The following is a 24141-nucleotide window of genomic DNA, read 5'->3' as shown; positions in this document are numbered from 1 at the left end:
CATGAAATTTTCAATTGATAGGGATGCCCTATTAAAGCCGCTTCAACTTGTGAGTGGAGCGGTGGAGAGAAGACATAACTTGCCTATTCTGGCAAACCTTTTGGTTGAAGTAAGTGGTCACTCACTAAAGTTAACTGGTACTGATTTAGAAGTTGAATTGGTTGGCCAAGCACCACTTGAAGGCGACGTGGTTGAAGGTAAAACAACCGTACCGGCAAAAAAGTTTCTCGATATTGTTAAGTCGCTACCCGATCAAGTTGAATTAAAAATCGAACAGCAAGAAAACCGCTTGCTGTTACGATCTGGTCGTAGTCGATTTACACTTGCGACCTTGCCCGCTGAAGAATACCCCAATGTTGAAGCGTTCCAAGCCGAGATAGAGTTCACCATTAAGCAGGGGACGTTAAAGTCGCTGATTGATGCTACGCAGTTTTCTATGGCGAACCAAGATGTGCGTTATTATCTCAACGGTTTGTTGTTTGAAACTGAAAACAATATTTTACGTGCCATTGCCACAGATGGTCACCGTCTAGCATTAAGTCATCGTACTATTGAAGATGCGTTGCCAGAAAAACAAGTTATTGTGCCTCGTAAAGGTGTGATTGAGTTGCAACGTTTGTTTGAAGGTGAAGATTTAGACGTAACGGTTGCTATTGGTGATAGTGCCATTCGCGCCACGACTGCCCATGCCGTATTTACCAGTAAATTAGTTGATGGACGTTTTCCTGATTATCGCCGCGTATTACCAAAAGGCGGTGATAAGGTGGTTATCGCAAGCCGTAATCACCTAAAGCAAGCGCTGCTGCGTGCATCGATATTGTCTAATGAGAAATTCCGTGGTGTACGGGTGCAGTTAGAGAATAATCTCATCAAAATTACTGCGAACAACCCTGAGCAGGAAGAAGCGGAAGAAATTTTAGATGTGGAATATGAAAATAGTCCGCTTGAAATTGGCTTTAACGTCAGCTACCTCCTCGATGTACTTAACAACCTACCATCAGATGATGTGCGTATTACATTAATTGACGGTAACTCCAGTGCCTTAATTGAAAACCACGTTGAAGAAGATTCTATGTACGTGGTGATGCCTATGCGTCTCTAAATTTTAGGTACGGCAACTCCGTTGCCGTACCAAGTAATTTTTAGTGACTAGTATCGAGATGTAATGAGTCTTACTCGTCTTCATATAGAAACCTTTCGTAATATCGATTCTGCTAGCCTACAGCTTGGAAGTGGAATCAATTTGATATATGGCCACAATGGCAGCGGTAAAACGAGTATTCTAGAAGCGGTTTATTTCTTGGGTATGGGGCGTTCTTTTCGTAGCCATTTATCGCAACGAGTGATCCAAAATCATCAAGATAAGCTCACCTTGTTTGCCAATTTAGTTAATGATACTCGGGATTATAAAATTGGTTTTCGACGTTTAAGGAGCGGTGAGTCGGAAGTTAAAATTAACGGGGATCGTGTTAAAAGACTGGCGACATTAGCTGAGACTTTACCCATTCAAGTGATCACCCCAGAAAGTTTTTCTTTGCTTTTTGAAGGCCCTAAATCACGCCGCCAGTTTATTGATTGGGGCGCGTTTCATTCTGACAATAGCTTTCATCACGCGTGGGTGAATGTTAAGCGAATTTTAAAACAAAGAAATCAACTACTTAAGAATGAATCGAGTTATGAGCAAATTCAATTTTGGGACAAAGAGTTGGTGCGATATGCACAAACGGTTACTGAGATTAGAAAACGATATGTAGACTCGTTAAATGAACGACTTAAGGGTATAATCGAAGAGTTTTTACCACAAATAGATGTTAAAGTTTCCTTTACGCGAGGCTGGGACAGTAAAACTGATTATCAGCAGTTATTACAGGCGCAATATTCCCGAGATCTCGCAGCGGGACATACCAGTAGTGGACCACATAAAGCGGACCTTAGGTTACGAGTTGGAACACTACCTGTGCAGGATGCATTGTCTCGCGGGCAGTTAAAGCTCTTAGTGTGTGCACTGCGTATCGCACAGGGAAAGTTGCTAAAACAACAAATAGATAAAAATAGTATTTATCTGGTGGATGATTTGCCATCGGAATTGGATGCAAAGCACAGGCAATTGTTACTTCAACAGTTATCAGATACTGGTGCACAGATCTTGGTAACGGCAATTGAACCAGCAGCAATAGTAGATTCGTTGAATACGCCGCCAACAAAGGTGTTTCATGTGGAACATGGGCGTGTCACGGTAATTGAATAATCGACGAGAGAATAATATGTCAGAGAATAGTTACGATTCTTCGAGCATTAAGGTACTTAAAGGCCTTGATGCGGTAAGAAAGAGACCGGGGATGTATATTGGTGACACCGACGATGGTACGGGTCTGCATCACATGGTATTCGAAGTGGTCGATAACTCTATCGATGAAGCATTAGCTGGTCATTGTAGTGATATCACCATTACCATTCATGCCGATAACTCAGTGTCAGTGTCAGATGATGGTCGTGGTATCCCTGTTGCTATTCACCCTGAAGAAGGTGTGTCTGCTGCAGAAGTGATTATGACCGTATTGCATGCCGGTGGTAAGTTTGATGACAACTCCTATAAAGTATCCGGTGGTTTGCACGGAGTCGGTGTTTCAGTAGTAAACGCCCTATCTGAAAAGCTGCAGTTGACGATTCGCCGTGATGGTAAAATCTACGAGCAGTTTTACACCATGGGTGAGCCACAAGAGCCGATTAAACCAGTAGGTGACTCAACAACTACTGGTACGGTTATCCGTTTCTGGCCTAGCCATGAGACCTTCTCTGATACCATGTTCCACTTTGATATTTTAGCAAAGCGTGTTCGTGAGTTATCGTTCCTAAACTCAGGTGTGGGTATTCGTCTTGTTGACGAGCGTGATAACAAAGATGAGTTTTTTAAGTATGACGGTGGTATTAGTGCCTTTGTTGAATACTTAAACGTAAACAAAACCTCTGTGAATAAAGAAATTTTCCACTTTAACCAAGAACGTGATGATGGTATTACGGTTGAAGTGGCGATGCAGTGGAATGACGGCTTCCAAGAAAATATCTTCTGTTTTACTAACAACATTCCTCAGCGCGATGGTGGTACGCACTTGGCGGGCTTCCGTAGTGCGCTAACCCGTAACCTAAACGCTTATATGGAGCGTGAAGGCTTCAATAAGAAAGGCAAAACCAACGCAACTGGTGATGATGCTCGTGAAGGCTTAACTGCGGTTATCTCGGTTAAAGTACCTGATCCTAAATTTAGCTCACAAACCAAAGACAAATTGGTTTCTAGTGAAGTTAAGTCAGCGGTTGAGCAAACAATGGGTGAGAAGTTAGGTGATTACCTACTAGAAAACCCTGTTGAAGCTAAGTTGATTGTTGGCAAAATCATTGATGCTGCCCGAGCACGTGAAGCGGCTCGTAAAGCCCGTGAAATGACACGTCGTAAAGGTGCGCTAGATTTAGGTGGTTTGCCAGGTAAGCTAGCTGATTGCCAAGAGAAAGATCCTGCATTATCTGAAATTTACATAGTGGAGGGTGACTCTGCGGGCGGTAGTGCTAAGCAGGGTCGTAATCGTAAAAACCAAGCGATTTTGCCACTTAAAGGTAAGATCTTGAATGTTGAAAAAGCCCGTTTCGATAAAATGTTATCGTCACAAGAAGTGGCTACACTGATCACCGCACTGGGCTGTGGTATCGGTCGCGATGAATATGATCCTGATAAAACTCGTTATCACAACATCGTTATCATGACCGATGCGGACGTCGACGGCTCGCACATTCGTACTTTGCTGTTGACCTTCTTCTTCCGTCAAATGCCTGAACTGATTGAACGTGGTTTTGTGTATATTGCTCAGCCTCCACTTTATAAAGTGAAGAAAGGTAAGCAGGAACAGTATTTAAAAGATGATCCTGCGTTAACTGAATACCTAACAAACTTAGCGTTAGATGGTGGTGAAATTCATGCGTCGCAAGATGCGCCAGCAATGTCAGGTGCACCATTAGAGAAGTTGGTATACCAGTACCGTGAAGTTGAAGCGATTTTTGAACGACTAGAACAACGTTTCCCACTCATGTTGACTGAGCGTATGTTGTATCAGCCAGCATTGACCAATGAGTTGATGGCTGATGAAGCTAAAGTTAAACAGTGGTGCGATAATTATGTTGCTGCGTTGACAGAAGTTGAATCAGGCGGCTTTATCTTTAGCGCAGAACCGTTCCTTGATGCTGAGCGTCAGGTTTATTTGCCTAAAGTGACTATTCGTAAACACGGTATTGATACTCACTACCTATTCTCTTATGACTTCCTCAACTCTAGCGATTATGAGCGCATGACAAAACTGTCAGCAGCACTCGATGGTTTGATTGAAGAGGGTGGTTACGTTAAGCGTGGCGAACGAGTGAAAGAAGTTTCTTCTTTCGTTGAAGCGCTAAACTGGTTAATGAACGACTCTAAACGTGGTCTTTACATCCAACGCTATAAAGGATTGGGTGAGATGAACCCTGAGCAGCTGTGGGAAACTACGATGGATCCTGAGTCGCGTCGCATGTTGAAAGTAACCATTGAAGACGCTATCGCCGCTGATCAACTGTTTACCTGTTTGATGGGAGATCAAGTTGAGCCTCGTCGCGACTTTATCGAGTCAAATGCACTTAACGTTGCTAACTTAGACGTATAGTGTAGGTAGCGCTCGCGCTTAAAAAGCCTCAGCTTAGTCTGGGGCTTTTTTGTATCAACTATTTAGGGCGAAGATGTTGGCAAATTAACCTTGCACTGCACAGTGCATGTTGGTTATCGCCATGAAGACAGAGTGATTGTGCGTTGATCTGATAAGTGTGATTATCAAGGGTGGCGATAGCTTGGCCACGGGCGATAGCCATGGCTTGGGCTAGTACTTGTTCGACATCTTCTATCACTGCCCCTTGTTGACTGCGCGGGCTCAATTGGCCAGTTGCTAAATAACGTCTATCGGCAAAAGCTTCTTCAATTACTTCAATATTATGTTGCTTCGCTAAGTCAACTAAAGGACTGCCCGCTAATGTCATTAATGCCAGTTTAGGGTTTATCGATTTTATGGTGTTGATTAACACTGAGGCTTCAGTGGTATCCACGGCAACCTTGTTGTAGAGCGCGCCATGGGGTTTGATGTATTCAAGCTGGCAGTCTAGCTCATCACAAACTTTTATAAGATCGGTGATCTGCTCGGTGAGTGAAGCGGTTAGTGCTGATTTTGTTAGTTGTACAGCCTGACGACCGAAGTTTACTTTGTCAGGGTAGCTTGGGTGAGCACCGATACGTACACCGTAATCTTTAGCCCATTTTACCGTTTGGCGCATGCTGGTGGTATCACCAGCATGTCCACCACAAGCTATGTTGGCCGAGGTGATTAATGCCATTAACTGCTGGTCAAAGTTGAACCCTTCGCCCAGATCAGCGTTAATATCAATCAGGTAATTTGCCTTAGTCATGGTGACCCATCGCCCTTTGTAATCGATAAAAGTATCGTTGCCATTCTTCATTAGCTTCATTGGCTTGCGCTGGACTCACGTGTTCAAACTGGATGGTTTTACCCACCTGAGTTTGTGCTAGTTTCCATAAATCAGCTTCGATAACCGTCGCAATTCGTGGGTAACCACCGGTTGTTTGTGCATCGGCCATCAATACAATAGGCTCACCACTTGGCGGTACTTGCACTACGCCTGGAAGCACACCATGAGAGCGCATTTCTATTGGCTTATGTGTGACTAGTGCTGTTCCGCTTAGTCGGTATCCCATTCGATTGCTCGGTGTACTAACTTGCCATTGTTGCTGCCAAAACGCTTTACGACTTTCATTGGTAAAGTGCTGTAACTCTGGACCAGGCAGCACTCTAATTAGCTGATTGTTTTCTCTGATGACAGCACCAACGGGTTTAGTGATTGTCTCGCTGGTCGTGTGAATAGCTAGTTGATCACCTGCTTGTAAGACGCGTCCCTGGAAACCACCAAAACCATTATTTATATCGGTACTTGAACTTGCCATTACATGAGGTAGCTTAAAGCCTCCAGCAATGGCTAAGTAGCCAAAACAGCCGTTTTTGGGGCCATTTATTGTCAGGGTTTCACCTTGATAAGCTTTATTACGCCACCCATGCCAAATGGTGCGCTCACCAATATTGGCGATAAATGGTGCGCCACAAATGCTAAACCAACAATCTTGGTTAAAGGTCACTACTAACCGCGAGCTAAACTCAATGGCTGCGGTGTTATCTTGGTTTTGCAGTAACTTGTTAGCCAGTAATAGTGCTGGTTTGTCTTGGGCACCACATTGAGCGACGCCTAAATGGCCGAAACCAATTCGCCCCAAATCTTGGACACTGGCTAGGCCGATAACCTCATCAATTTGCAGCATGTATGCTCCCGGAGCTGTGTTTGATTGCGGTAAAAGATAAGGTATCGCCGGGTTGCAATAGGCTAGGAGACGCGGCGTTAGGGTCAAACAGAGTGACATCACTGTGGCCGATTATTTGCCAACCTCCGGGACTGTCAGATGGATAGATGCCGGTCTGTTCTCCCCCTATCGCCACACTTCCAGCTGGAACTTTGGAGCGCGGTGTTGCGAGCCTAGGAGTCATAATGCGGCTATCTAGGCCGGTTAAATAGGCGAAACCAGGCATGAAGCCTAAAAAGCACACCTGATAATTGGCGGCGCTATGAATCTCAATGACTTCTTGAGTCGATAATTGATGTAAACGGGCTACAGCATCGAGATCGATACCGTACTGACCGCCATATTTCACTTCGATAACGTGATGGTTAGTTGATAAGCTTTCGGTTTCTGCTTGTTGCCATAAATTAGCAAGATGTTGCAGCCAGTAGTTTACAGTAGCTGAGCTTTTGCAGATCAGGGTAAGGTTATTCATACCTGGTATGGCGGACTCGACTTCTTTGGCGGCTCGACATTGTGTTGCTAGCCAGCACAATTTACGTTGCTTTTCGATATCAATAGGCAATGAAGGCGCTGGATCAAGCACTAAGGCGCGTTCACCAAGGCGATAAACAATCGGGTTACCCAAGGGGCATTCTCTTTTTAAAGATGGTGGTAATTAGTTTGGAGTGACTGCTAGAGAAAAACAACCATTAGTAGCAACAAAAAATGCACCCGAAGGTGCATTTTTATGAGGTGATACAAGTTATTGTAGCAATGAAATATCAGCTACATGCAGGAACTGCTCACGTAAACTTGCTAGCAATGCCAAACGGTTCTGCTTTAAGGCCTCATCATCAGCCATAACCATGACATCTTCGAAGAAAGTATCAACGGTGTCACGCAATCCAGCGAGCAATTGCAGGGCTTGCTGGTATTCTGCTGCGGCGAAAAGCGGTGCTAATTGCGGCGCCAGTTCTGCAAGTTGTGCAGCTAATGCTTGTTCTGCTGATTCTTGTAGTAAGCTGTCGTTAATTGTTGATGGCAATTCACCGTCAACTTTAGCAAGAATATTCGACACCCGTTTATTTGCTGCGGCCAACGCAGTTGCTTGCTCTAATGTTCTAAAGTGAGCAACGGCTTTAATGCGGCTTTCAAAGTCAGCAGGGGCTGTTGGGCGACGAGCTAAAACAGCAAGAATAACATCAACGCTGACATCCTGATCTTGGTACCAAGCTCTGAAACGGCCCATGAAGAATTCAAGCACTTGCTCTGCCACATCTGCATTGGTGAGATTGTCACCATGCAATGCTTGAGCCTCAGCGATTAAGTCAACTAAATCAAGCGGTAAGTTATTCTCTAGGCAGATACGAAGTACACCAATAGCGGCGCGTCGAAGTGCAAAAGGATCAGCTGCGCCTTTAGGGGCTTGGCCAATACCAAAGATACCCACCAAAGTGTCTAGCTTCTCTGCCAAAGCAACACACACTGAAATAGGTGCTGTTGGCACAGTGTCACCAGAGAATTTCGGCTTGTATTGCTCAGCAAGTGCGACAGCGACAGATTCAGCTTCACCGTTTAAGCGTGCGTAGTGCATGCCCATGGTGCCCTGAAGGTCGGTGAACTCCATAACCATATTGGTCATCAGATCTGATTTTGACAGCAAACCAGCACGGGCAGCTTGTTCTTGGTTTGCGCCAATGCTGTTAGCGATAAAGCTCGCTAAAGTAGAAATGCGCTCAACACGTTGCTTAATGGTGCCAAGTTGCTTTTGGAATACCACAGTTTCAAGGCTGTTTAGGCGTGATTCTAAGCTGTCTTTTTTGTCTGTTTTAAAGAAGAACTCTGCATCAGCTAGGCGAGGGCGAACCACTTTTTCGTTACCGGCAATAATTTGTTGTGGGTCCTTAGACTCAATGTTGGTAACAAAAATAAAGTGCGGTAAAAGAGCCCCATTAGTATCAAACACTGGGAAGTATTTTTGATCGCCTTTCATGGTATAAACCAAGGCTTCTGCGGGTACATCAAGAAACTTTTCTTCAAAGTTTGCTGATAGCACCACTGGCCATTCTACGAGTGAAGCGACTTCTTCTAAAAGGTCATCTTCCAGTTCAGCTACGCCACCAATTTTTGAAGCAACAGCCTGAGCATCCGCTTTAATTAAACGCTTACGCGCTTCATAATCGGCAATTACCTTGCCTTGCTCTTTTAGCGACTCAAGGTAGTTGTCTGCATGGTCTAATTCAAAGGTGTCGACACCCATAAAACGGTGGCCACGAATGGTTCTTGCTGATTTGACACCAAGTAACTCACCTCCGATAAGCTCGCTGCCAAACAGCATTGTTACTGTGTGTACTGGACGAATGAACTGGGTTTTGCTGCTACCCCAACGCATAGGTTTAGGAATAGGGAGTTTATCGAGAGCACGTTTGGCCATCTCAGCAACTAGACTCTGGGTTTCAACGCCCACGACCTTAGCCTTGTGGAGTAGCCATTCGCCTTTGTCGGTGACTAAGCGTTCTGCCTGCTCAACCGAGATGCCGTTACCTCGTGCCCAGCCCATTGCCGCTTTGGTTGGGTTACCATCAGCGTCAAAAGCTTGTGCTACAGCAGGTCCGCGTTTTTCGACGACTTTATCGGCTTGTGCAACCACTAACTGGTCAACTTTAATCGCCAAGCGGCGAGGGGCGGCATACCAATGGGCAGCTTCAAAGCTCAACTCTGCTTTGTTCAGTTCATCACTAAAATTAGCCAGGAAAGATTCAGCTAAGTTTCTTAGCGCTTTTGGTGGTAGTTCTTCAGTGCCTACTTCAATGAGTAAGTTTTCAAATTTCATTATGGGTACCTCTACTTACACATTGGGAAGCCTAGAGCTTCACGCGCTTGATAATAGGATTCAGCAACGGCTTTAGCCATGGTTCTGACGCGAAGAATATAACGCTGGCGCTCAGTCACAGAGATAGCGTGGCGTGCATCAAGTAAATTAAATGCATGGGAAGCTTTCATCACTTGTTCATAGGCAGGTAATGGCAATGGTGTTTCTAGCGCTAGTAGCTCATTACAAGCTTTTTCACAGTCTTCAAACTGTTTGAAAAGGACTTCAACATTGGCGTGTTCGAAGTTATACGTTGACTGTTCCACTTCATTTTGATGGAAAATATCGCCGTACATGATTTTGCCCATAGGGCCATCAGTCCATACTAAGTCGTAAACACTATCAACTTCTTGAATGTACATCGCCAAACGTTCTAGGCCGTATGTGATTTCGCCTGTAACAGGGCTACACTCCAGTCCGCCAACTTGTTGAAAGTAAGTAAATTGCGACACTTCCATACCGTTTAGCCACACTTCCCAACCTAGTCCCCATGCACCTAAGGTTGGAGATTCCCAGTTATCTTCTACGAAGCGTACATCGTGGACACCCATATCGACCCCAAGGGCTTCTAATGAGCCAAGGTACAACTCTTGAATGTTAGAAGGAGAAGGCTTTAATACCACTTGGAATTGATAATAGTGTTGCAAGCGGTTCGGGTTATCACCATAACGACCATCAGTAGGACGACGGCATGGTTGCACGTAAGCACTGCTCATTGGCTCCGGGCCTAGAGAGCGAAGAAAAGTCATTGGGTGAAAAGTGCCCGCGCCGACTTCCATATCCAGTGGTTGAACAATTGCGCAACCTTGCTGCGCCCAATATTCCTGTAGGGTTAAGATAAAACCCTGGAACGTTTTAATATCGTGTTTCGTCGTCATGTCTACTACTGTCGGCTGGTGATAGAAAATGGTTTCGATTATACCTTGTAGAATTACGCTTATGTAGGTTATTTTCTAACTCTATAGTGAAAAAACTGGATTTTCTGATGGATATTACGCGATGTGCTTGGGTTGGCAATGACCCAATTTATCAAGCCTACCATGACAATGTATGGGGTAAGCCGGTTTACGATAAGCAGGAGCTGTTTGCTAAGCTGTGTTTAGATGGACAGCAAGCGGGGTTATCTTGGATAACTATCCTAAAGAAACAGCAAAATTACGAAGCAGCGTTTGCACAATTTGACCCTTATGTTATTGCCACATATGATGAAGAGAAAGTTGAAAGCTTGATGCAAAATCCAGGCATTGTTCGTAATCGGCTGAAGGTAAATTCTATTATTGGTAATGCTCGCGCTTTTATTGAGTTAGAAAAGCAAGGTGTCGATTTCAGTGAGTTTTTATGGAGCTTCGTAGGCGGTAAACCGATTAAGAATGAGTTTACATCGATGGCCGAAGTGCCAGCGCAGACTGCAGAATCGGAAGCGATGTCAAAAGCGCTTAAAAAAGCTGGATTTAATTTTGTTGGGCCAACTATCTGTTATGCGTTTATGCAGGCGGTAGGTATGGTTAATGATCATACAACCGATTGTTTTTGTTACAATAGTAATTAGATTTTTCGATAGGTAGATAATACTCTTTTCATCGTAAAAAAGGCATGTTCCACGTGGAACATGCCTTTTTATTTAACCTTGAAAATTCGATCAAAAAATAATTTTTCTCAAATCAAAATTTGCTTAGGGTTACTCTGATTCAAAGAAAAACTTTTTACGTTGTTTTTCGTCGCCATTAAGCTCATTCATCGATTCTGCATCATAAAGCTTGCCGTTGACCATAGTGTATGTAACCCGATCAGTTTGGCGTATGTCTGTGAGTGGGTCACCATCAATCACAATAAGGTCGGCAAGTTTGCCCGCTTTAAGTGAACCGATTTGGTGATCCATACCGAATGTTTTGGCTGGGTTGATAGTGGCTGTTTTCAATACTTCAAGGTTGCTCATGCCACCTTGAGCAAACATCCACATTTCCCAATGTGCAGCTAAACCTTCACGTTGGCCATGGGCTCCTATGTTAGGTTTGATTCCCAGCTCATTCATTTCGTTAGCAACACGAGCAACATTGAAATGGTTGTAGTGAGCATCTGGTGCTTTAGGGCGACGCATTGAACGAGCTTCTAGTCTGTCACTTGGTACATACATAGACAAACGAGGGTGAGCCCAAACATCGGTTTTATCATACCAATAGTTTTCACCTGAAATACCGCCATAGGCGACGACCAATGTCGGAGTGTAAGCGACTTCAGTTTGACTCCAGAACTGCTTGATATCCTCGTAGATGACGCCCGTTGGTAGAGAGTGCTCGATGGTTGTATGGCCGTCAGCAATCATAGTGAGGTTATGTTGCAGCAAACTACCACCTTCAGGTACAACCATCATCTCCAATTCTCTGGCGGCGGTGATCACTTGTTGACGTTGATTGCGTCGAGGTTGGTTATAGCTTTTAACGCTAAACGCGCCCACTTTTTTCAAACGCTCTAAGTGGAATTTCGCATCATCTAATGAGTCGATATGCGAGGTATAACCTGGGGCATTCGCGCCATATAGAATAGTACCAGTAGAGAAAATACGTGGTCCTACAATATTGCCGGCTTTTTGTTGCTCTGCAGCCGCGAAGATTTCGGTGGTATCGTTAGATGGATCATGAATAGCCGTGACACCTAAGGATAAGTTCGAATAGAGTTGCCAGTTTTGCTGTGGGATGATTTCATCATCACCTTGAGCGCCATGAGCATGAGCGTCGAACAAGCCAGGCATGATGGTTTTGCCTTTAATGTCGATAACCTTGGCATCGCTTGGAATGTCAGTGGCTGCATCACCCACAGCAATAATTTTGTTATCTTTAACAACGACAACGCCATTGTTGATAACTTTATCTTGTTCCATGGTGATAACTTGGCCGCCAACAAAAGCAACTGTTCCACGTGGAACATCTGCATCTTGGCTAAAACCAATTTCAGTGATTTGAGGCGCAGCTTTGTCAGCTTGTGCTTGGTAATTGGTGTCTACAGCAACCTGATAAAGTTCAGGGCCTAAAGTCCAGTACAGTTGGTTACTCTTGTTATTCCAACTGATACTTTCACCTGCTCTTGTACTTAATTGGCTGACCGGCAAGTTACTGGCTTTTGGTCCGATTTGTACCGTTTCACCATGTTTGGCAAATGGGGTTACATAAACTCTAAAGCGCTCGGCAAAAGCAAGATGTTCACCATCTGGTGATACACGAAACTCAGTGGCGTGTTTGCTAGTGTAATGTACTTGAGGTTGGAAGCCGTGCATGTTGATGGACGATAACTGTGGCGTTTCACCATAATCCATAAAGTACACGCGCTCATTATCTCCGCCAAATTGAGGCTGATATCCTTTTGAGGTTAACTTAAAGGTATCTGTGCCTTTGGTCGTAACCCGATATAAGCCAGGCTCTTGAGACCATGTTGTTGGAGTAATATTACCGCCTTTCGCTTTGCGGTATACCACCGTTTTACCATCAGGAGAGAAGGTGGGTTCGACATATTTACCGGGCTCTTGGGTAAGCGTTTTGACACGCTTATTGCGTAACGTCATTACCCTAATACTACCTTGGTCTTGGTCATCCCAAGTAGCAAACACCAATTGCTTACCGTCTCTTGACCATTGTGGGTAGAGCTCACGTAAATCACTATCGAGTCGTGTAAGGCGTTTTACTGAACCATCAGGCAGGCTCTTAACCCATAGTTTACCTAAGGCTTCGTAGACAACCTTTTTACCATCGGGTGATACTTGCGCCATGCGTAACATCTTCACGTCAAACTTATCTTTGTCTAAGTTTTGCGTAAAGCGAACAGAAGGTTGGACATCGCGTTGGGTTTTGACAGCGAAAGGAATATTCTCGACTTGCTTTGATTCAACATCCAGCTTGTTGATCTTACCGCCTGCCCAGAATACGATTTGTTCATTGTCTGCGGTCCAACTCATGGTGGGATAAACCCCATGAATGGCCCAGGTTTCCTGCATGTCACGATCTAGCTTGTCGTACAGTTTTTCTGTGGCGCCTGACTTTAAGTCAAGGAGGTAGAGAGTGGACTGGAAACCATCACGCTTGATATAAGCAAGCTTTTTACCGTCAGGGCTAGGCGTTGGTCTAATTGCTCCACCTGTACCTTCAATAAGTACTTCGATATCGCCAGTTTGGGTATCGTAGCGCTTAATTTTGTAGATACCTTTTACCGAGTCCTTTGAGTAATGAAAGGTTTTTCCTGGTGTAGCATCTTGGCTAAAGTAAATATAACGGCCATCAGGAGAGTAGGCGGGTTCACCGAGGTCTTTCTGCTCATTGGGGCGCTCAGTCAGTTTTACTCCGTCGCCACCAGCTACATGGTATAACCAGACTTCACCAGCTCCTAGACTACGACTACCAGTGAAGTGCTTGCGTGCCACAAGATATTGTGAATCTGGACTCCATGCAGGACTGTTAAGAAGGCGGAATGTTTCCTCAGTCACTGGGCGAGGGTTACTGCCGTCTGCTTCCATAATCCAAATGTTATCACCACCATCTTCATCAGAGGTGAAGGCAATGTACTTGCCATCTGGGCTATACACAGGTTGCATTTGCCAAGCAATTCCGCTGGCAAGGGGCTTAGCTTCGCCACCTGATATTGGCATCTTATAAATGTCACCCAGTAAGTCAAACACGATGTGTTTGCCATCGGGACTAGCGCTGACATTCATCCATGTTCCTTCAGTAACATCGACACTGACTTGTTGTAGTGGGGCATCTTGAGGTGCATTAACTTGCCATTTTGGTGAGTCCGTCGTTGACGAATCAGCATAGGCGGCACTGCTTAAGCTTAAAGCTATTGCAGCGCAAAGCGGTGTGAGTTTTTGTTTTAGCATGTTTTTCCCTGCTAGTTGTTTTTATAATTGTATTGGTACCTGTGAGTGGTACGCAGGCTCCCTAGAGTTTCTTGCTGGTTAGTCGATGGAAATCAAAACTACGCAACTGAATGAGCCCTGTGACTAGGGGTTATTTATCGCATAATTTCGGCAGCAGGAAAACAACTATTCTGTTACATTACTTTATACCAATCGGCATAAGAAAGTGATCTACTCAGAGCTATTTTTGGCTAACGAGTTCGAGACGAATAATTTAAGTAATGGTTCTATTGAGAAGTTATTCAACGAAGAAGTAGGCAGCCCAAAAAGCTCCCAAAGGGCGAGTTTTAGCGCTTCTGATACTGTGTAAACGAACTTGAACGTAGAGTCACTATGCCCTTCATTCGTTGCAAACCACATGGTCTGGACTGTTCCAGACAGTCATAAGACATTTCCTCCATCCCTGGAGGTCAGATGTGGTGAATGTCATTAATGCACGACGATAGGGATATAGGAGGTAGAGTACCGCAGGAGCAGTTACCGAGGAGCATTTAATGACCTTGTCTCAGAAGCGCTAATTTTCGCTGAGCGATCACATCTTTATACCGATTGGTATTAATAAAAAAAAGCAGCTCTAAGGCTGCTTGTTGCATTGATTATAAAGGTGGGATTTATAAACTGACTGTGTCACCAATGGTGATAGTGGCATCGTTTATTACCCGACAAGTTACGCCGCCGCGCCAGTCAGGCTGCAGGGCTTTTTCTAGTCCAGGCTGGGCTATTTCCATTTTTTTGCAAGGATCGGTTTCGCCGGTAATCAATAATTGTAGATCGCCAATCTTTAAGGTTTTACCTAAATCTTGCTGGCTAAAACTGAGACCTTCGACCAGCAAGTTTGCTCGTCGTGTTGTCCATGGTAGTTCGACTTGAATACTGTCGCAGGCGAGTTGCCATTGCTCTACTGACATCACAGTGACTTGTCGTTTTCCGGGGCGACCAAATATATCCTGCGCAACGCCCGATGCGGTAGTGACGAGTGCACTATTTGTTTCAAGCATGGGGCCTTTTTTTACGGTCTTATTGCTGATGCCTAACAGACTTGCCATGGTAGCTCTCCTTTTACTCAGTTGACCTCAGTGTAAACCTCGGAATCGTAACTGGCAATAGGGCTAAAGGTGTAGTGACGAGTCGGCTATAGCGAATGCTATCAGCAACTTAAATCCTGATTAAAGCCCTTTCTTTATCAGGTATTGGTAGGGGGTAGCTTCTGTTTGGCTAGCAACTAAGGTATGGTCCATGAATTCGCAGAAGCTTGGGATATCTCTGGTTGTTGCTGGATCATCGGCAATTATCAACAGTGTTTCGCCGTCAGCCATTTTTCTCACTGATTTGCGCACCATCATTACAGGTTCTGGACAACGTAAACCTAAAGCATCTAATTGGTGCTGCGCTTGAGAAAATTGATCGGTCATACTTACGAACCTTGGTGGGTGTAACAGAAGTGGCTAATATTACGCGAGAGCAAGCGCTAATCCAAGCGTCATCACAACTTTTGTGAGATAGGTCGTTTAACATGTTTCACGTGAAACATCGGGTTTAGTTTGCTATTTCTGCTGTCTTTGCTCGAGTTAATTTAACTAAATCTGTTGGCGACAAACTGATGTCCAGGCCTCGCTTTCCACCACTGACATAAATCGTCTGTTGTTCAATGGCACTTGCATCTAATACTGTTGTGAGTTGTTTCTTTTGTCCTAACGGACTCACACCTCCAAGCACATAGCCAGTAGAGCGTAAAACCTGTGGTGCTGGCGCCATGGTGACTTTCTTAGTTGCTAGAATTTTCGCTATCGCTTTGAGGTTGAGTTTACGGTGTACAGGAATAATGGCTACTGCCAAAGTACCACTATCGAGTTGTACGACTAAGGTTTTAAAAACACAACTGACATCAAGATTGAGTTTTTCGGCTGCTTCAAGGCCATATGATTTGGCTGTTTCATCGTGCTGATAACTATGGATATCGAACTTTACTTTCGCACGTGTTAAATAGTCTATAGCGGGGGTCATAAATTCTGGCCTGAGCAAATACAGAGTAGACTGATCATATCATTGCCGATGTTTCACGTGAAACATTAACCTTAAGCAAGAAAAAAGGGTGCCTTTATGGCACCCTTATTCAAAACTTACTAACGCTTAAGTTCTTTCAAATACCGTTGCGATACCTTGACCTAGACCTATACACATTGTTGCTAGACCTAAGGTTGCATCTTTACTTTCCATCAGGTTAATTAGGGTCGTAGAGATACGTGCGCCAGAGCAGCCTAGTGGATGACCAAGGGCAATTGCGCCGCCGTTTAGATTGATCTTCTCATCGACAACATCCAACAAACCTAAATCTTTCACACAAGGTAATGATTGCGCTGCAAAGGCTTCGTTGAGTTCAATCACATCGAGATCTGCCACGCTGAGTCCAGCACGCTGTAGTGCTTTTTGCGTCGCAGGAACAGGACCATAACCCATAATTGCAGCATCACAACCTGCAACCGCCATAGAGCGAATTCGCGCACGAATTGGTAACCCTAGCGCTTTGGCTTTCTCTTCTTCCATGACTAACATGGCTGAAGCGCCATCTGATAACGCAGAGGATGTACCGGCTGTGACCGTACCGTTGGCTGGGTCAAACACTGGGCGTAGTCCAGCAAGTGACTCTAGCGATGTTTCTGGGCGAATGACTTCGTCATGGGCAACCTTAATCAGTGCGCCATTTGCGTCATGACCTTCAATGGCATGAATTTCATTAGCAAAGCGGCCTTCAACAGTGGCTGCGTGAGCACGCTGGTGAGAGCGAACGGCAAACTCATCTTGTTGCTGACGGGTAATACCATGCATCTTTCCAAGCATCTCAGCGGTGAGTCCCATCATTCCAGATGCTTTGGCAACGTTATTGGCAAGGCCAGGGTGAAAGTCCACACCGTGATTCATCGGCACATGACCCATATGTTCAACACCACCGACGATAAACGTGTCGCCCATCCCCGTCATAATTGCTCTAGCCGCTTGGTGAATGGCTTCCATTGAGGAACCACAAAGACGGTTAACCGTTACCGCGCCAGCTTGCTTAGGAATGCCAGCAAGAAGTGCTGCGTTACGGGCAATGTTAAAGCCTTGCTCTAAGGTTTGTTGCACACAGCCCCAAATCACATCTTCAATGGTATTTGGGTCTAGTTGTGGGTTTCTTACCAGTAGCGCTTTCATTAGCTCTGCTGATAATGTCTCAGCACGTACGTTTCTAAATACTCCGGCCTTTGAGCGGCCCATTGGAGTACGGATGCAATCTACAATTACTGCTTGTTTCATTTTGGTGATCCTTCTGGGCTGTTAGGCTGGGTAGTAACTACCGTTGTTATTAGCGAGCTCGCGCATTTTATCTGTAACCTGATAGAGGCCACCTAAGTGAGCGTATTTATCGGCTAATGCGACGAAGTTAGCTACACCCATGGTATCGATATAGCGGAATACGCCCCCTCTAAATGGTGGGAAACCTAAACCATATACCAGTCCCATATCGGCCTCAGCTGGGGATGCAATGATGCCTTCTTCTAAACAACGTACAGTTTCAATGACCATTGGAATCATAGTACGTGCAATGATTTCTTCACTGCTGAACTCTTTTAATTCACCAAAGGCATTGCCAAGTAATTCGTACGCGACAGGATCCAACTCTTTCTTAGGCTTACCGCGGCGGTCAATTGAATATTGGTAGAAACCCTTATCATTTTTCTGACCGAAGCGCTCAGCTTCAAACATCACATCAATCGCATCTTTGCCTGTTTTACCCATACGGTCTGGGAAGCCTTCTGCCATTACTGCTTGTGCATGATGACCGGTATCCAAGCCGACTACATCTAACAGGTAAGCAGGTCCCATTGGCCAGCCAAACTGTTTTTCCATCACTTTATCAATGGCTTTGAAATCTGCACCATCAGCAAGCAAACCACTGAAGCCGGCAAAATATGGGAACAGAACACGGTTAACAAAGAAGCCTGGGCAGTCATTAACAACGATAGGGGTCTTGCCCATCTTACTCGCATAGGCAACCACAGAAGCGATGGTTTCTTCACTGCTGTTTTCACCGCGGATGACTTCTACTAATGGCATTTTGTGCACCGGGTTAAAGAAGTGCATACCACAAAAACGTTCAGGCTTTTGTAGGCTCTTAGCCAATAAGTTAATTGAGATGGTCGAAGTGTTAGAGGTAATAATGGCGTCTTCAGCCACATGCTGTTCAACCTCAGCCAATACGGTCGCTTTAACTTTAGGATGTTCTACCACAGCTTCAACAACAACATCGGCTTGCTTGATGGCGCTATAGTCCAATGTCGCTGTGATGTTGTTTAACACCTTCGCCATTTTGGCTGGCGTAGAGCGGCCACGTTTAATTTGTGCAGCTAACAGCTTAGATGCTTCATTTAGACCAAGTTCTAGTGCAGGTTGGGCGATATCTTTCATGACAATCGGCGTACCTTTACTAGCACTTTGATAGGCGATGCCGCCACCCATAATACCTGCACCTAGAACCGCAGCATTGTTTACTGCTTGTGCTTGTTTACTGGCTTTCTTCGCTTTTCCTTTTACTAGTTGGTCATTTAAGAAAATACCAATGAGAGATTGGGCTACTTCTGTTTTAGCCAATTTGATGAAAGCTTGATGCTCAACGAGTAGGGCATCGCTGCGATCGCCTTGGGCGGCTTTTTCAATAACATCAACGGCAGCCATTGGCGCAGGATAGTGCTTGCCAGCAACTTTGAATACCATACCTTTGGCAGTGGCAAATGACATCATCGCTTCAAGTTTAGGTAAGGTTAGCGGTACTTGCTTTTTGGCGCGGCGAGCTTGCCAGTCTAGCTGACCCGATAGAGCGTCGATTAGCATTTGAATTGCCGCTGCTTCTAGCGCTTCTGGCTCAACAACAGCATCAATTGCGCCTACTTGTAGTGCTTTATCTGGACGTTGCTCTTTACCGGTTGTTATCCACTCAAGGGCGTTATCAGCACCGATGACTCTTGGTAAACGAACGGTGCCGCCAAAGCCTGGAATTAATCCTAGTTTTGTTTCTGGAAGACCGATGCGGGCACTTGTATCGGCAATTCGGAAGTCAGTAGCAAGCACGGCTTCACAACCGCCGCCTAAAGCGAATCCTTTGACCGCTGAAATCGTTGGGAAAGGTAGATCTTCAAGTTTATTGAATACCTTGTTCGCTTCAACGATCCATTCATGCAGTACAGTCTCTTCTTGGGCAAACAAACCTAAGAACTCAGTGATATCTGCACCTACAATAAAAGTGTCTTTTGCTGAGGTGACTAATACCGCTTTTATTTCGCTTTGTTGAGCCAAAATGCTGTCTAAGGCTGAGTTGAGCGAGTCTAAGGTTTCTCGATCAAACTTATTTACTGAGCCGGGCGAGTTAAAGCATAGTTTAGCTATATTATTTTCAAGCATTTCAACTTGAATGGTAGGGCTTTGGTAGATCATTGCTTGCTTCCTTTTTGCGTGATACCCAATCAGCTTATGATTATATTTGGGTAAGGCTTTCTCACAGCAGGCCATCATTTGACCAGTTGCCAGACAGTGTGCGTTGAATTTGAAAAAATTTCAACACCCAATTTAAACGGTTGTTTAATTTTCTTGTGTTAGCCGAGAAATTCGCCTTTATGTTAGACTTTAGCAAACTGAGTTGGGTATCAATATGACAGCTAAAACGGTACCGACATATAAAAATTAAAACAGGGAACCAGCCATGGAAAACTTAGCAGCACTGTATCCTGCACATGTCGCAGAGTTGAATCGTCGAGTCGCCGAGGTGTGCGCGAGAGAGAATATCGCCGGCCTAGTGATACACTCTGGTCAGCCTCATCGGCAATTTTTGGACGATATGGACTACCCGTTTAAGGTTAATCCACATTTTAAAGCTTGGTTACCTGTTATTGATAATCCCCATTGTTGGTTATTGGTCAATGGAGCGGATAAGCCTCAGCTGATTTTTTATCGTCCAGAAGATTTCTGGCACAAAGTAGCCGATGTCCCTACTGAGTTCTGGACCGAACAAGTTGAAATTAAGTTATTAACTAAAGCCGACAAAGTCGCCGACTTGTTGCCGAGTGATGTCAGTCAATGGGCCTATATTGGTGAGCACATTGATGTTGCTGAAGTGCTTGGGTTTAAATCCCGAAACCCAGAAGCGGTAATGAGTTACCTGCATTTTCACCGTGCAAGTAAAACACAATATGAACTTGAGTGTTTACGCATGGCGAATCAGATTGCTGTTAAAGGCCATTTAGCGGCAAAAAGTGCATTTTATGCCGGTGCTAATGAATTTGAGATTCAACAGCAATATTTGTCTGCTACGGATCAGAGTGAAAATCAGATGCCCTATGGCAACATAGTGGCGCTCAATGAAAACGCAGCTATATTGCACTATACCGCATTAGCACATCAGGCTCCTTCAGAACGCCACTCATTTTTGATTGATGCTGGCGCGAGTTTCCACGGGTATGCAGCAGATATTACTCGTACTTATGCTTTTGAGAAAAACCTGTTTGGTGAACTCATTACCGCGATTGATGTTTTGCAACGGGAAATCATTGCCATGATGCGCCCGGGTGTGAAGTACGTTGATTTACACCTTGCAACTCATCATAAGTTGGCGCAGGTATTGATTGATTTCAATTTAGCGACAGGCTCGACAACCGACTTGATTGAATCAGGGGTTACGTCGGTATTCTTTCCCCATGGTTTAGGTCATATGCTGGGCTTACAGGTACATGACATGGGCGGCTTTCTCCATGATGAGCGTGGAACACATATCGCGCCACCAGATGCTCACCCATTTTTGCGCTGTACCCGTACCCTTGATGTTAATCAAGTGCTCACCATTGAGCCGGGTTTATATATTATTGATTCATTGTTAGCACCATTGAAGGCCGATCACCGTAAACAAATGGTGCTATGGGATACGGTTGATAAGTTACGCCCATTTGGCGGGATCCGTATTGAAGATAATGTGATAGTGCACCACGATAGCGTTGAAAATATGACCCGAGATTTGGGGCTTAATGATTAGGTCTGTTGGCCTATCAATTGAGTTAGCGGTCAGTGTATGACCGCTTTTTAATTTGGTCGTCCATTTTGAGTGAAGGACTATCAAGGCTATAAATTATATAAAGGCTAATCATTGGCAGAGAGTTATTTGATTCCTGAGCAAACTTACACGTTTGAAGAGGAAATTAAGCATAGTCGATTCATCACAGTGCTATTTCATTGTGATAGCGACGAATCTTTTAAGTGTGTACTTGCTAACCTCAAAGAGCTTTACCCAGGTGCAAACCACTATTGCTATGCGTATGTTTTAGCAGCGCCAGATGATCAGGTTGCCATCGGTTCTAGCGATGATGGCGAACCAGCAGGTAGTGCTGGGAGGCCAATGCTAGCGTCATTGCAAGGTGCAGAAATTGGTGAAATCGGTGCCGTGGTGATTCGCTATTTTGGTGGCACCAAATTAGGAGTTGGTGGTTTAGTTAGAGCCTATAGTTCCGGGATTAAACAAGCGGTAAAGCTGCTGCCTACCACCTTGAAGCAAATCCGCTACCGTGTTGAGTTAGCATGTGATTATGCCCAGCTTAAAGATATTGAGCACTTTGTTTCGAAAGCGAATGCCATCATTGAAGATCGTGTTTTCTCAAACGATATTTTATTAACTATTGCCATTCCAAAAGCTAATTTATCTACGCTTAATCAGGATCTTGCTACTATTAGCCAAGGAAAGTTACAGGTGAAATTACCCCAGTAAGACAGCCGTTATCGTTGTGAGATGAGCTGCTGACAGTCTTGATGGCTGGCTTAGAATTACTACGATGGGTGATATATCACTATTCACTGTGCTGGGTGAATGATTTGTGCGAAAATACCCTGACGTGTCGCCAGTAGTATCTGGCAGAGCAAGCCTTGCTTATATGGATGAGTTGAATAAGCCCTAATGCAATACAGAACGATAATACGAATAACGGGTCTCCTTATGGGCTTGTTTTCTATCTCGCTGCTGCCCTCGGCATTAGTGGCAGTGATCTATAAAGATGGTGGTGGTACTGCCTTCATTCAGGCATTTTTCCTAAGCTTGCTATTAGGGTTTCTCCTTTGGTATCCCAATCGTCATTCCAAAGAAGATCTGCGCACCCGTGAGGGTTTCTTATTAGTGGTATTGTTTTGGTGTGTTCTGGGATCAATAGGTGCAGTGCCATTTATCTTCTCCAGTCAGCCTAATCTGAGTCTCACAGACAGTTTTTTTGAGTCGTTTTCAGCGTTAACGACCACCGGAGCCACGGTATTAGTTGGCTTGGATTCATTGCCTAAAGCCATTTTGTTTTACCGCCACTTATTACAATGGTTAGGTGGCATGGGGATTATTGTCTTAGCTGTGGCCATCTTGCCTGTGTTGGGTATTGGGGGGATGCAGCTGTATCGAGCAGAAATGCCTGGGCCGGTAAAAGACAGTAAGATGACCCCGCGAATAGCCGAAACGGCCAAAGCGCTGTGGTATATCTATTTTGCGTTAACAGTGGCTTGTGCGTTCGCCTATTGGGTGGCGGGGATGGATGTGTTTGATGCCATCTGTCACTCATTTTCTACCATCGCTATTGGCGGTTTCTCAACCCATGATGCCAGCATGGGCTACTTTGATAGCACTGCTATCAATATGGTTTGCGTGGTGTTTTTGTTGATTGCAGCACTCAACTTTAGTTTGCACTTTGCTGCGTTTACGCGCCGAGGATTAAATCTCAAAGTTTACTTTCGAGACGCCGAGTTTAAAGTACTAATTGCCATTCAGTTAATCCTTACCGCAATCTGCTTTGTGACGCTATATCACTCAGGCATTTATGATAGTGCTGAAGAAACCTTGGATTTTGCTTTATTTCAGGCGGTTTCTATATCCACTACCGCTGGCTTTGGTACTGAGAGTTTTCACATGTGGCCATTGTTTCTACCTATGCTGCTGATCTTCTCGAGTTTTATTGGTGGTTGTGGTGGCTCAACAGCTGGTGGCATAAAGGTCATGCGGATGATCTTGTTGTTGCTGCAAGGTTCACGAGAGTTAAAGCGACTAGTTCATCCGCGAGGCATGTTCTCAATCCGGATTGGCGGCAAAGCGTTGCCTGATCGTGTCATTGATGCGGTATGGGGATTTTTCTCAGCTTATGCGTTAGTTTTTGTAGTGTGTATGCTGATACTAATGGCCATGGGGTTAGATAATATTACTGCATTTAGTGCTACTGCAGCGTGTTTAAATAATTTAGGCCCAGGTTTGGGAGAGGTTGCCAGTAATTATGCCAGTATTGGTGATGGTGCTAAGTGGGTGTTGGTTGTGGCAATGATTTTTGGGCGTCTAGAGGTGTTCACGCTTTTGGTTCTCTTTACGCCAACTTTTTGGAAGAATTGATGAGCAATACATTAATTATTTACTCTAGTGTTGACGGTCAAACCAAGGTGATTTGTGACCGCTTACAGCAGATATGTACAGACAATGGCAGCAAGGTCACTTTGGTTGCGTTAGATGATGCCCACGCAATCAATCTGTCTTACTATGATAAAGTTTTGATCGGTGCCAGTATTCGCTATGGTAAGCACCGTCCTGCACTATATCAGTACGTCAATCGTCATCGTGCGGTGTTAAATAGCAAAAAGAACGCTTTCTTTACTGTTAATGTGGTTGCGCGTAAGCCAGAGAAAAATACACCAGATACCAATCCTTACATGAAAAAGTTCTTACAGTTGTCTTTGTGGGAGCCCCAGCAGTTAGGCGTATTTGCCGGTAAGATTGATTACCCTAAGTATCGTTTGTTTGATCGCAGCATGATTAGATTGATTATGTGGATCACTAAAGGGCCGACTGACACCAGTGGCACATATGAATTTACAGATTGGGATAGTGTAGATAGCTTTGGACAGGCTTTTAGCGAACGCTAA

At 44.7% G+C, this 24141-nt stretch carries 19 protein-coding genes; 8 read left to right on the top strand and 11 right to left on the bottom strand.

Annotated elements, in window-relative coordinates:
- Position 1 precedes the first annotated feature (1 nt).
- The 3 genes from dnaN to gyrB all read left to right on the top strand — a co-directional run bounded on the left by dnaN (position 2) and on the right by gyrB (position 4682).
- Positions 2-1102 carry a DNA polymerase III subunit beta gene (gene dnaN / locus ACHUFW_RS17845; protein WP_394204927.1) on the top strand — a complete coding sequence of 367 codons (1101 nt, stop codon included), beginning with the start codon at positions 2-4 and terminating at the stop codon, positions 1100-1102.
- A gap of 63 nt (positions 1103-1165) precedes the next feature.
- Positions 1166-2248, top strand: coding sequence for a DNA replication/repair protein RecF (recF, locus tag ACHUFW_RS17840; protein WP_394204925.1), 1083 nt, complete (start codon positions 1166-1168; stop codon positions 2246-2248).
- Between the two features lie 16 nt (positions 2249-2264).
- Positions 2265-4682: a DNA topoisomerase (ATP-hydrolyzing) subunit B gene (gene gyrB / locus ACHUFW_RS17835; protein ID WP_394204923.1), complete on the top strand. Its 2418-nt coding sequence runs from the start codon at positions 2265-2267 to the stop codon at positions 4680-4682.
- Between the two features lie 58 nt (positions 4683-4740).
- Here the strand turns inward: gyrB and pxpA are convergent, their stop codons facing one another.
- The 5 genes from pxpA to glyQ all read right to left on the bottom strand — a co-directional run bounded on the left by pxpA (position 4741) and on the right by glyQ (position 10162).
- On the bottom strand, positions 4741-5472 hold the full coding sequence (pxpA, locus tag ACHUFW_RS17830; protein ID WP_394204921.1) for a 5-oxoprolinase subunit PxpA: 732 nt from the start codon (positions 5470-5472) through the stop codon (positions 4741-4743).
- Positions 5465-6394, bottom strand: coding sequence for a 5-oxoprolinase subunit C family protein (locus ACHUFW_RS17825; RefSeq protein ID WP_394204920.1), 930 nt, complete (start codon positions 6392-6394; stop codon positions 5465-5467). Before ACHUFW_RS17825 ends, pxpA begins: the two co-directional genes overlap by 8 nt.
- Positions 6381-7058 carry a 5-oxoprolinase subunit PxpB gene (gene pxpB / locus ACHUFW_RS17820; protein WP_394204918.1) on the bottom strand — a complete coding sequence of 226 codons (678 nt, stop codon included), beginning with the start codon at positions 7056-7058 and terminating at the stop codon, positions 6381-6383. The genes ACHUFW_RS17825 and pxpB overlap by 14 nt, the downstream gene beginning before the upstream one ends.
- A gap of 117 nt (positions 7059-7175) precedes the next feature.
- Positions 7176-9245, bottom strand: coding sequence for a glycine--tRNA ligase subunit beta (glyS, locus tag ACHUFW_RS17815; RefSeq protein WP_394204917.1), 2070 nt, complete (start codon positions 9243-9245; stop codon positions 7176-7178).
- Positions 9246-9256: 11 nt separating this feature from the next.
- Complete coding sequence (gene glyQ, locus ACHUFW_RS17810) at positions 9257-10162, bottom strand: glycine--tRNA ligase subunit alpha (protein WP_394204915.1); 906 nt, start codon at positions 10160-10162, stop codon at positions 9257-9259.
- Positions 10163-10269: 107 nt separating this feature from the next.
- Here glyQ and ACHUFW_RS17805 point away from each other — a divergent pair, with 107 nt between their 5' ends.
- The gene (locus ACHUFW_RS17805; protein ID WP_394204913.1) at positions 10270-10833 is read left to right on the top strand and encodes a DNA-3-methyladenine glycosylase I; all 564 of its coding nucleotides are present in this window, start codon (positions 10270-10272) and stop codon (positions 10831-10833) included.
- Positions 10834-10962: 129 nt separating this feature from the next.
- Here ACHUFW_RS17805 and ACHUFW_RS17800 read toward each other — a convergent pair whose 3' ends face one another.
- The 6 genes from ACHUFW_RS17800 to fadB all read right to left on the bottom strand — a co-directional run bounded on the left by ACHUFW_RS17800 (position 10963) and on the right by fadB (position 19656).
- Positions 10963-14148: an amidohydrolase family protein gene (locus ACHUFW_RS17800; RefSeq protein ID WP_394204911.1), complete on the bottom strand. Its 3186-nt coding sequence runs from the start codon at positions 14146-14148 to the stop codon at positions 10963-10965.
- Positions 14149-14798: 650 nt separating this feature from the next.
- A complete protein-coding gene (locus tag ACHUFW_RS17795; protein WP_394204909.1) occupies positions 14799-15233 on the bottom strand; it encodes an MOSC domain-containing protein in 435 nt (144 codons plus the stop codon).
- 120 nt (positions 15234-15353) lie between these two features.
- Positions 15354-15599, bottom strand: a complete 246-nt coding sequence (tusA, locus tag ACHUFW_RS17790) for a sulfurtransferase TusA (RefSeq protein ID WP_394204908.1) — start codon at positions 15597-15599, stop codon at positions 15354-15356.
- 124 nt (positions 15600-15723) lie between these two features.
- On the bottom strand, positions 15724-16191 hold the full coding sequence (gene ybaK, locus ACHUFW_RS17785) for a Cys-tRNA(Pro) deacylase (protein WP_394204906.1): 468 nt from the start codon (positions 16189-16191) through the stop codon (positions 15724-15726).
- A gap of 126 nt (positions 16192-16317) precedes the next feature.
- Positions 16318-17481, bottom strand: a complete 1164-nt coding sequence (gene fadA / locus ACHUFW_RS17780; RefSeq protein WP_394204904.1) for an acetyl-CoA C-acyltransferase FadA — start codon at positions 17479-17481, stop codon at positions 16318-16320.
- Between the two features lie 21 nt (positions 17482-17502).
- Positions 17503-19656: a fatty acid oxidation complex subunit alpha FadB gene (fadB, locus tag ACHUFW_RS17775; protein ID WP_394204902.1), complete on the bottom strand. Its 2154-nt coding sequence runs from the start codon at positions 19654-19656 to the stop codon at positions 17503-17505.
- 265 nt (positions 19657-19921) lie between these two features.
- Here fadB and pepQ point away from each other — a divergent pair, with 265 nt between their 5' ends.
- The 4 genes from pepQ to hemG all read left to right on the top strand — a co-directional run bounded on the left by pepQ (position 19922) and on the right by hemG (position 24141).
- Positions 19922-21244 carry a Xaa-Pro dipeptidase gene (gene pepQ / locus ACHUFW_RS17770; RefSeq protein WP_394204900.1) on the top strand — a complete coding sequence of 441 codons (1323 nt, stop codon included), beginning with the start codon at positions 19922-19924 and terminating at the stop codon, positions 21242-21244.
- A 111-nt stretch (positions 21245-21355) separates the two neighbouring features.
- Complete coding sequence (locus tag ACHUFW_RS17765) at positions 21356-21970, top strand: YigZ family protein (protein WP_394204899.1); 615 nt, start codon at positions 21356-21358, stop codon at positions 21968-21970.
- A 186-nt stretch (positions 21971-22156) separates the two neighbouring features.
- Positions 22157-23614 (top strand): TrkH family potassium uptake protein, encoded by a 1458-nt coding sequence (locus tag ACHUFW_RS17760; RefSeq protein WP_394204898.1) that lies wholly within the window; start codon positions 22157-22159, stop codon positions 23612-23614.
- The gene (hemG, locus tag ACHUFW_RS17755; RefSeq protein WP_394204896.1) at positions 23614-24141 is read left to right on the top strand and encodes a menaquinone-dependent protoporphyrinogen IX dehydrogenase; all 528 of its coding nucleotides are present in this window, start codon (positions 23614-23616) and stop codon (positions 24139-24141) included. The genes ACHUFW_RS17760 and hemG overlap by 1 nt, the downstream gene beginning before the upstream one ends.

This window comes from Shewanella waksmanii (assembly GCF_043643685.1).
Taxonomy (GTDB): Bacteria; Pseudomonadota; Gammaproteobacteria; order Enterobacterales; family Shewanellaceae; genus Shewanella; species Shewanella waksmanii_A.
Note: the sequence above shows the minus strand (reverse complement) of the source record. Positions and strands in the feature narration are given on the sequence as shown.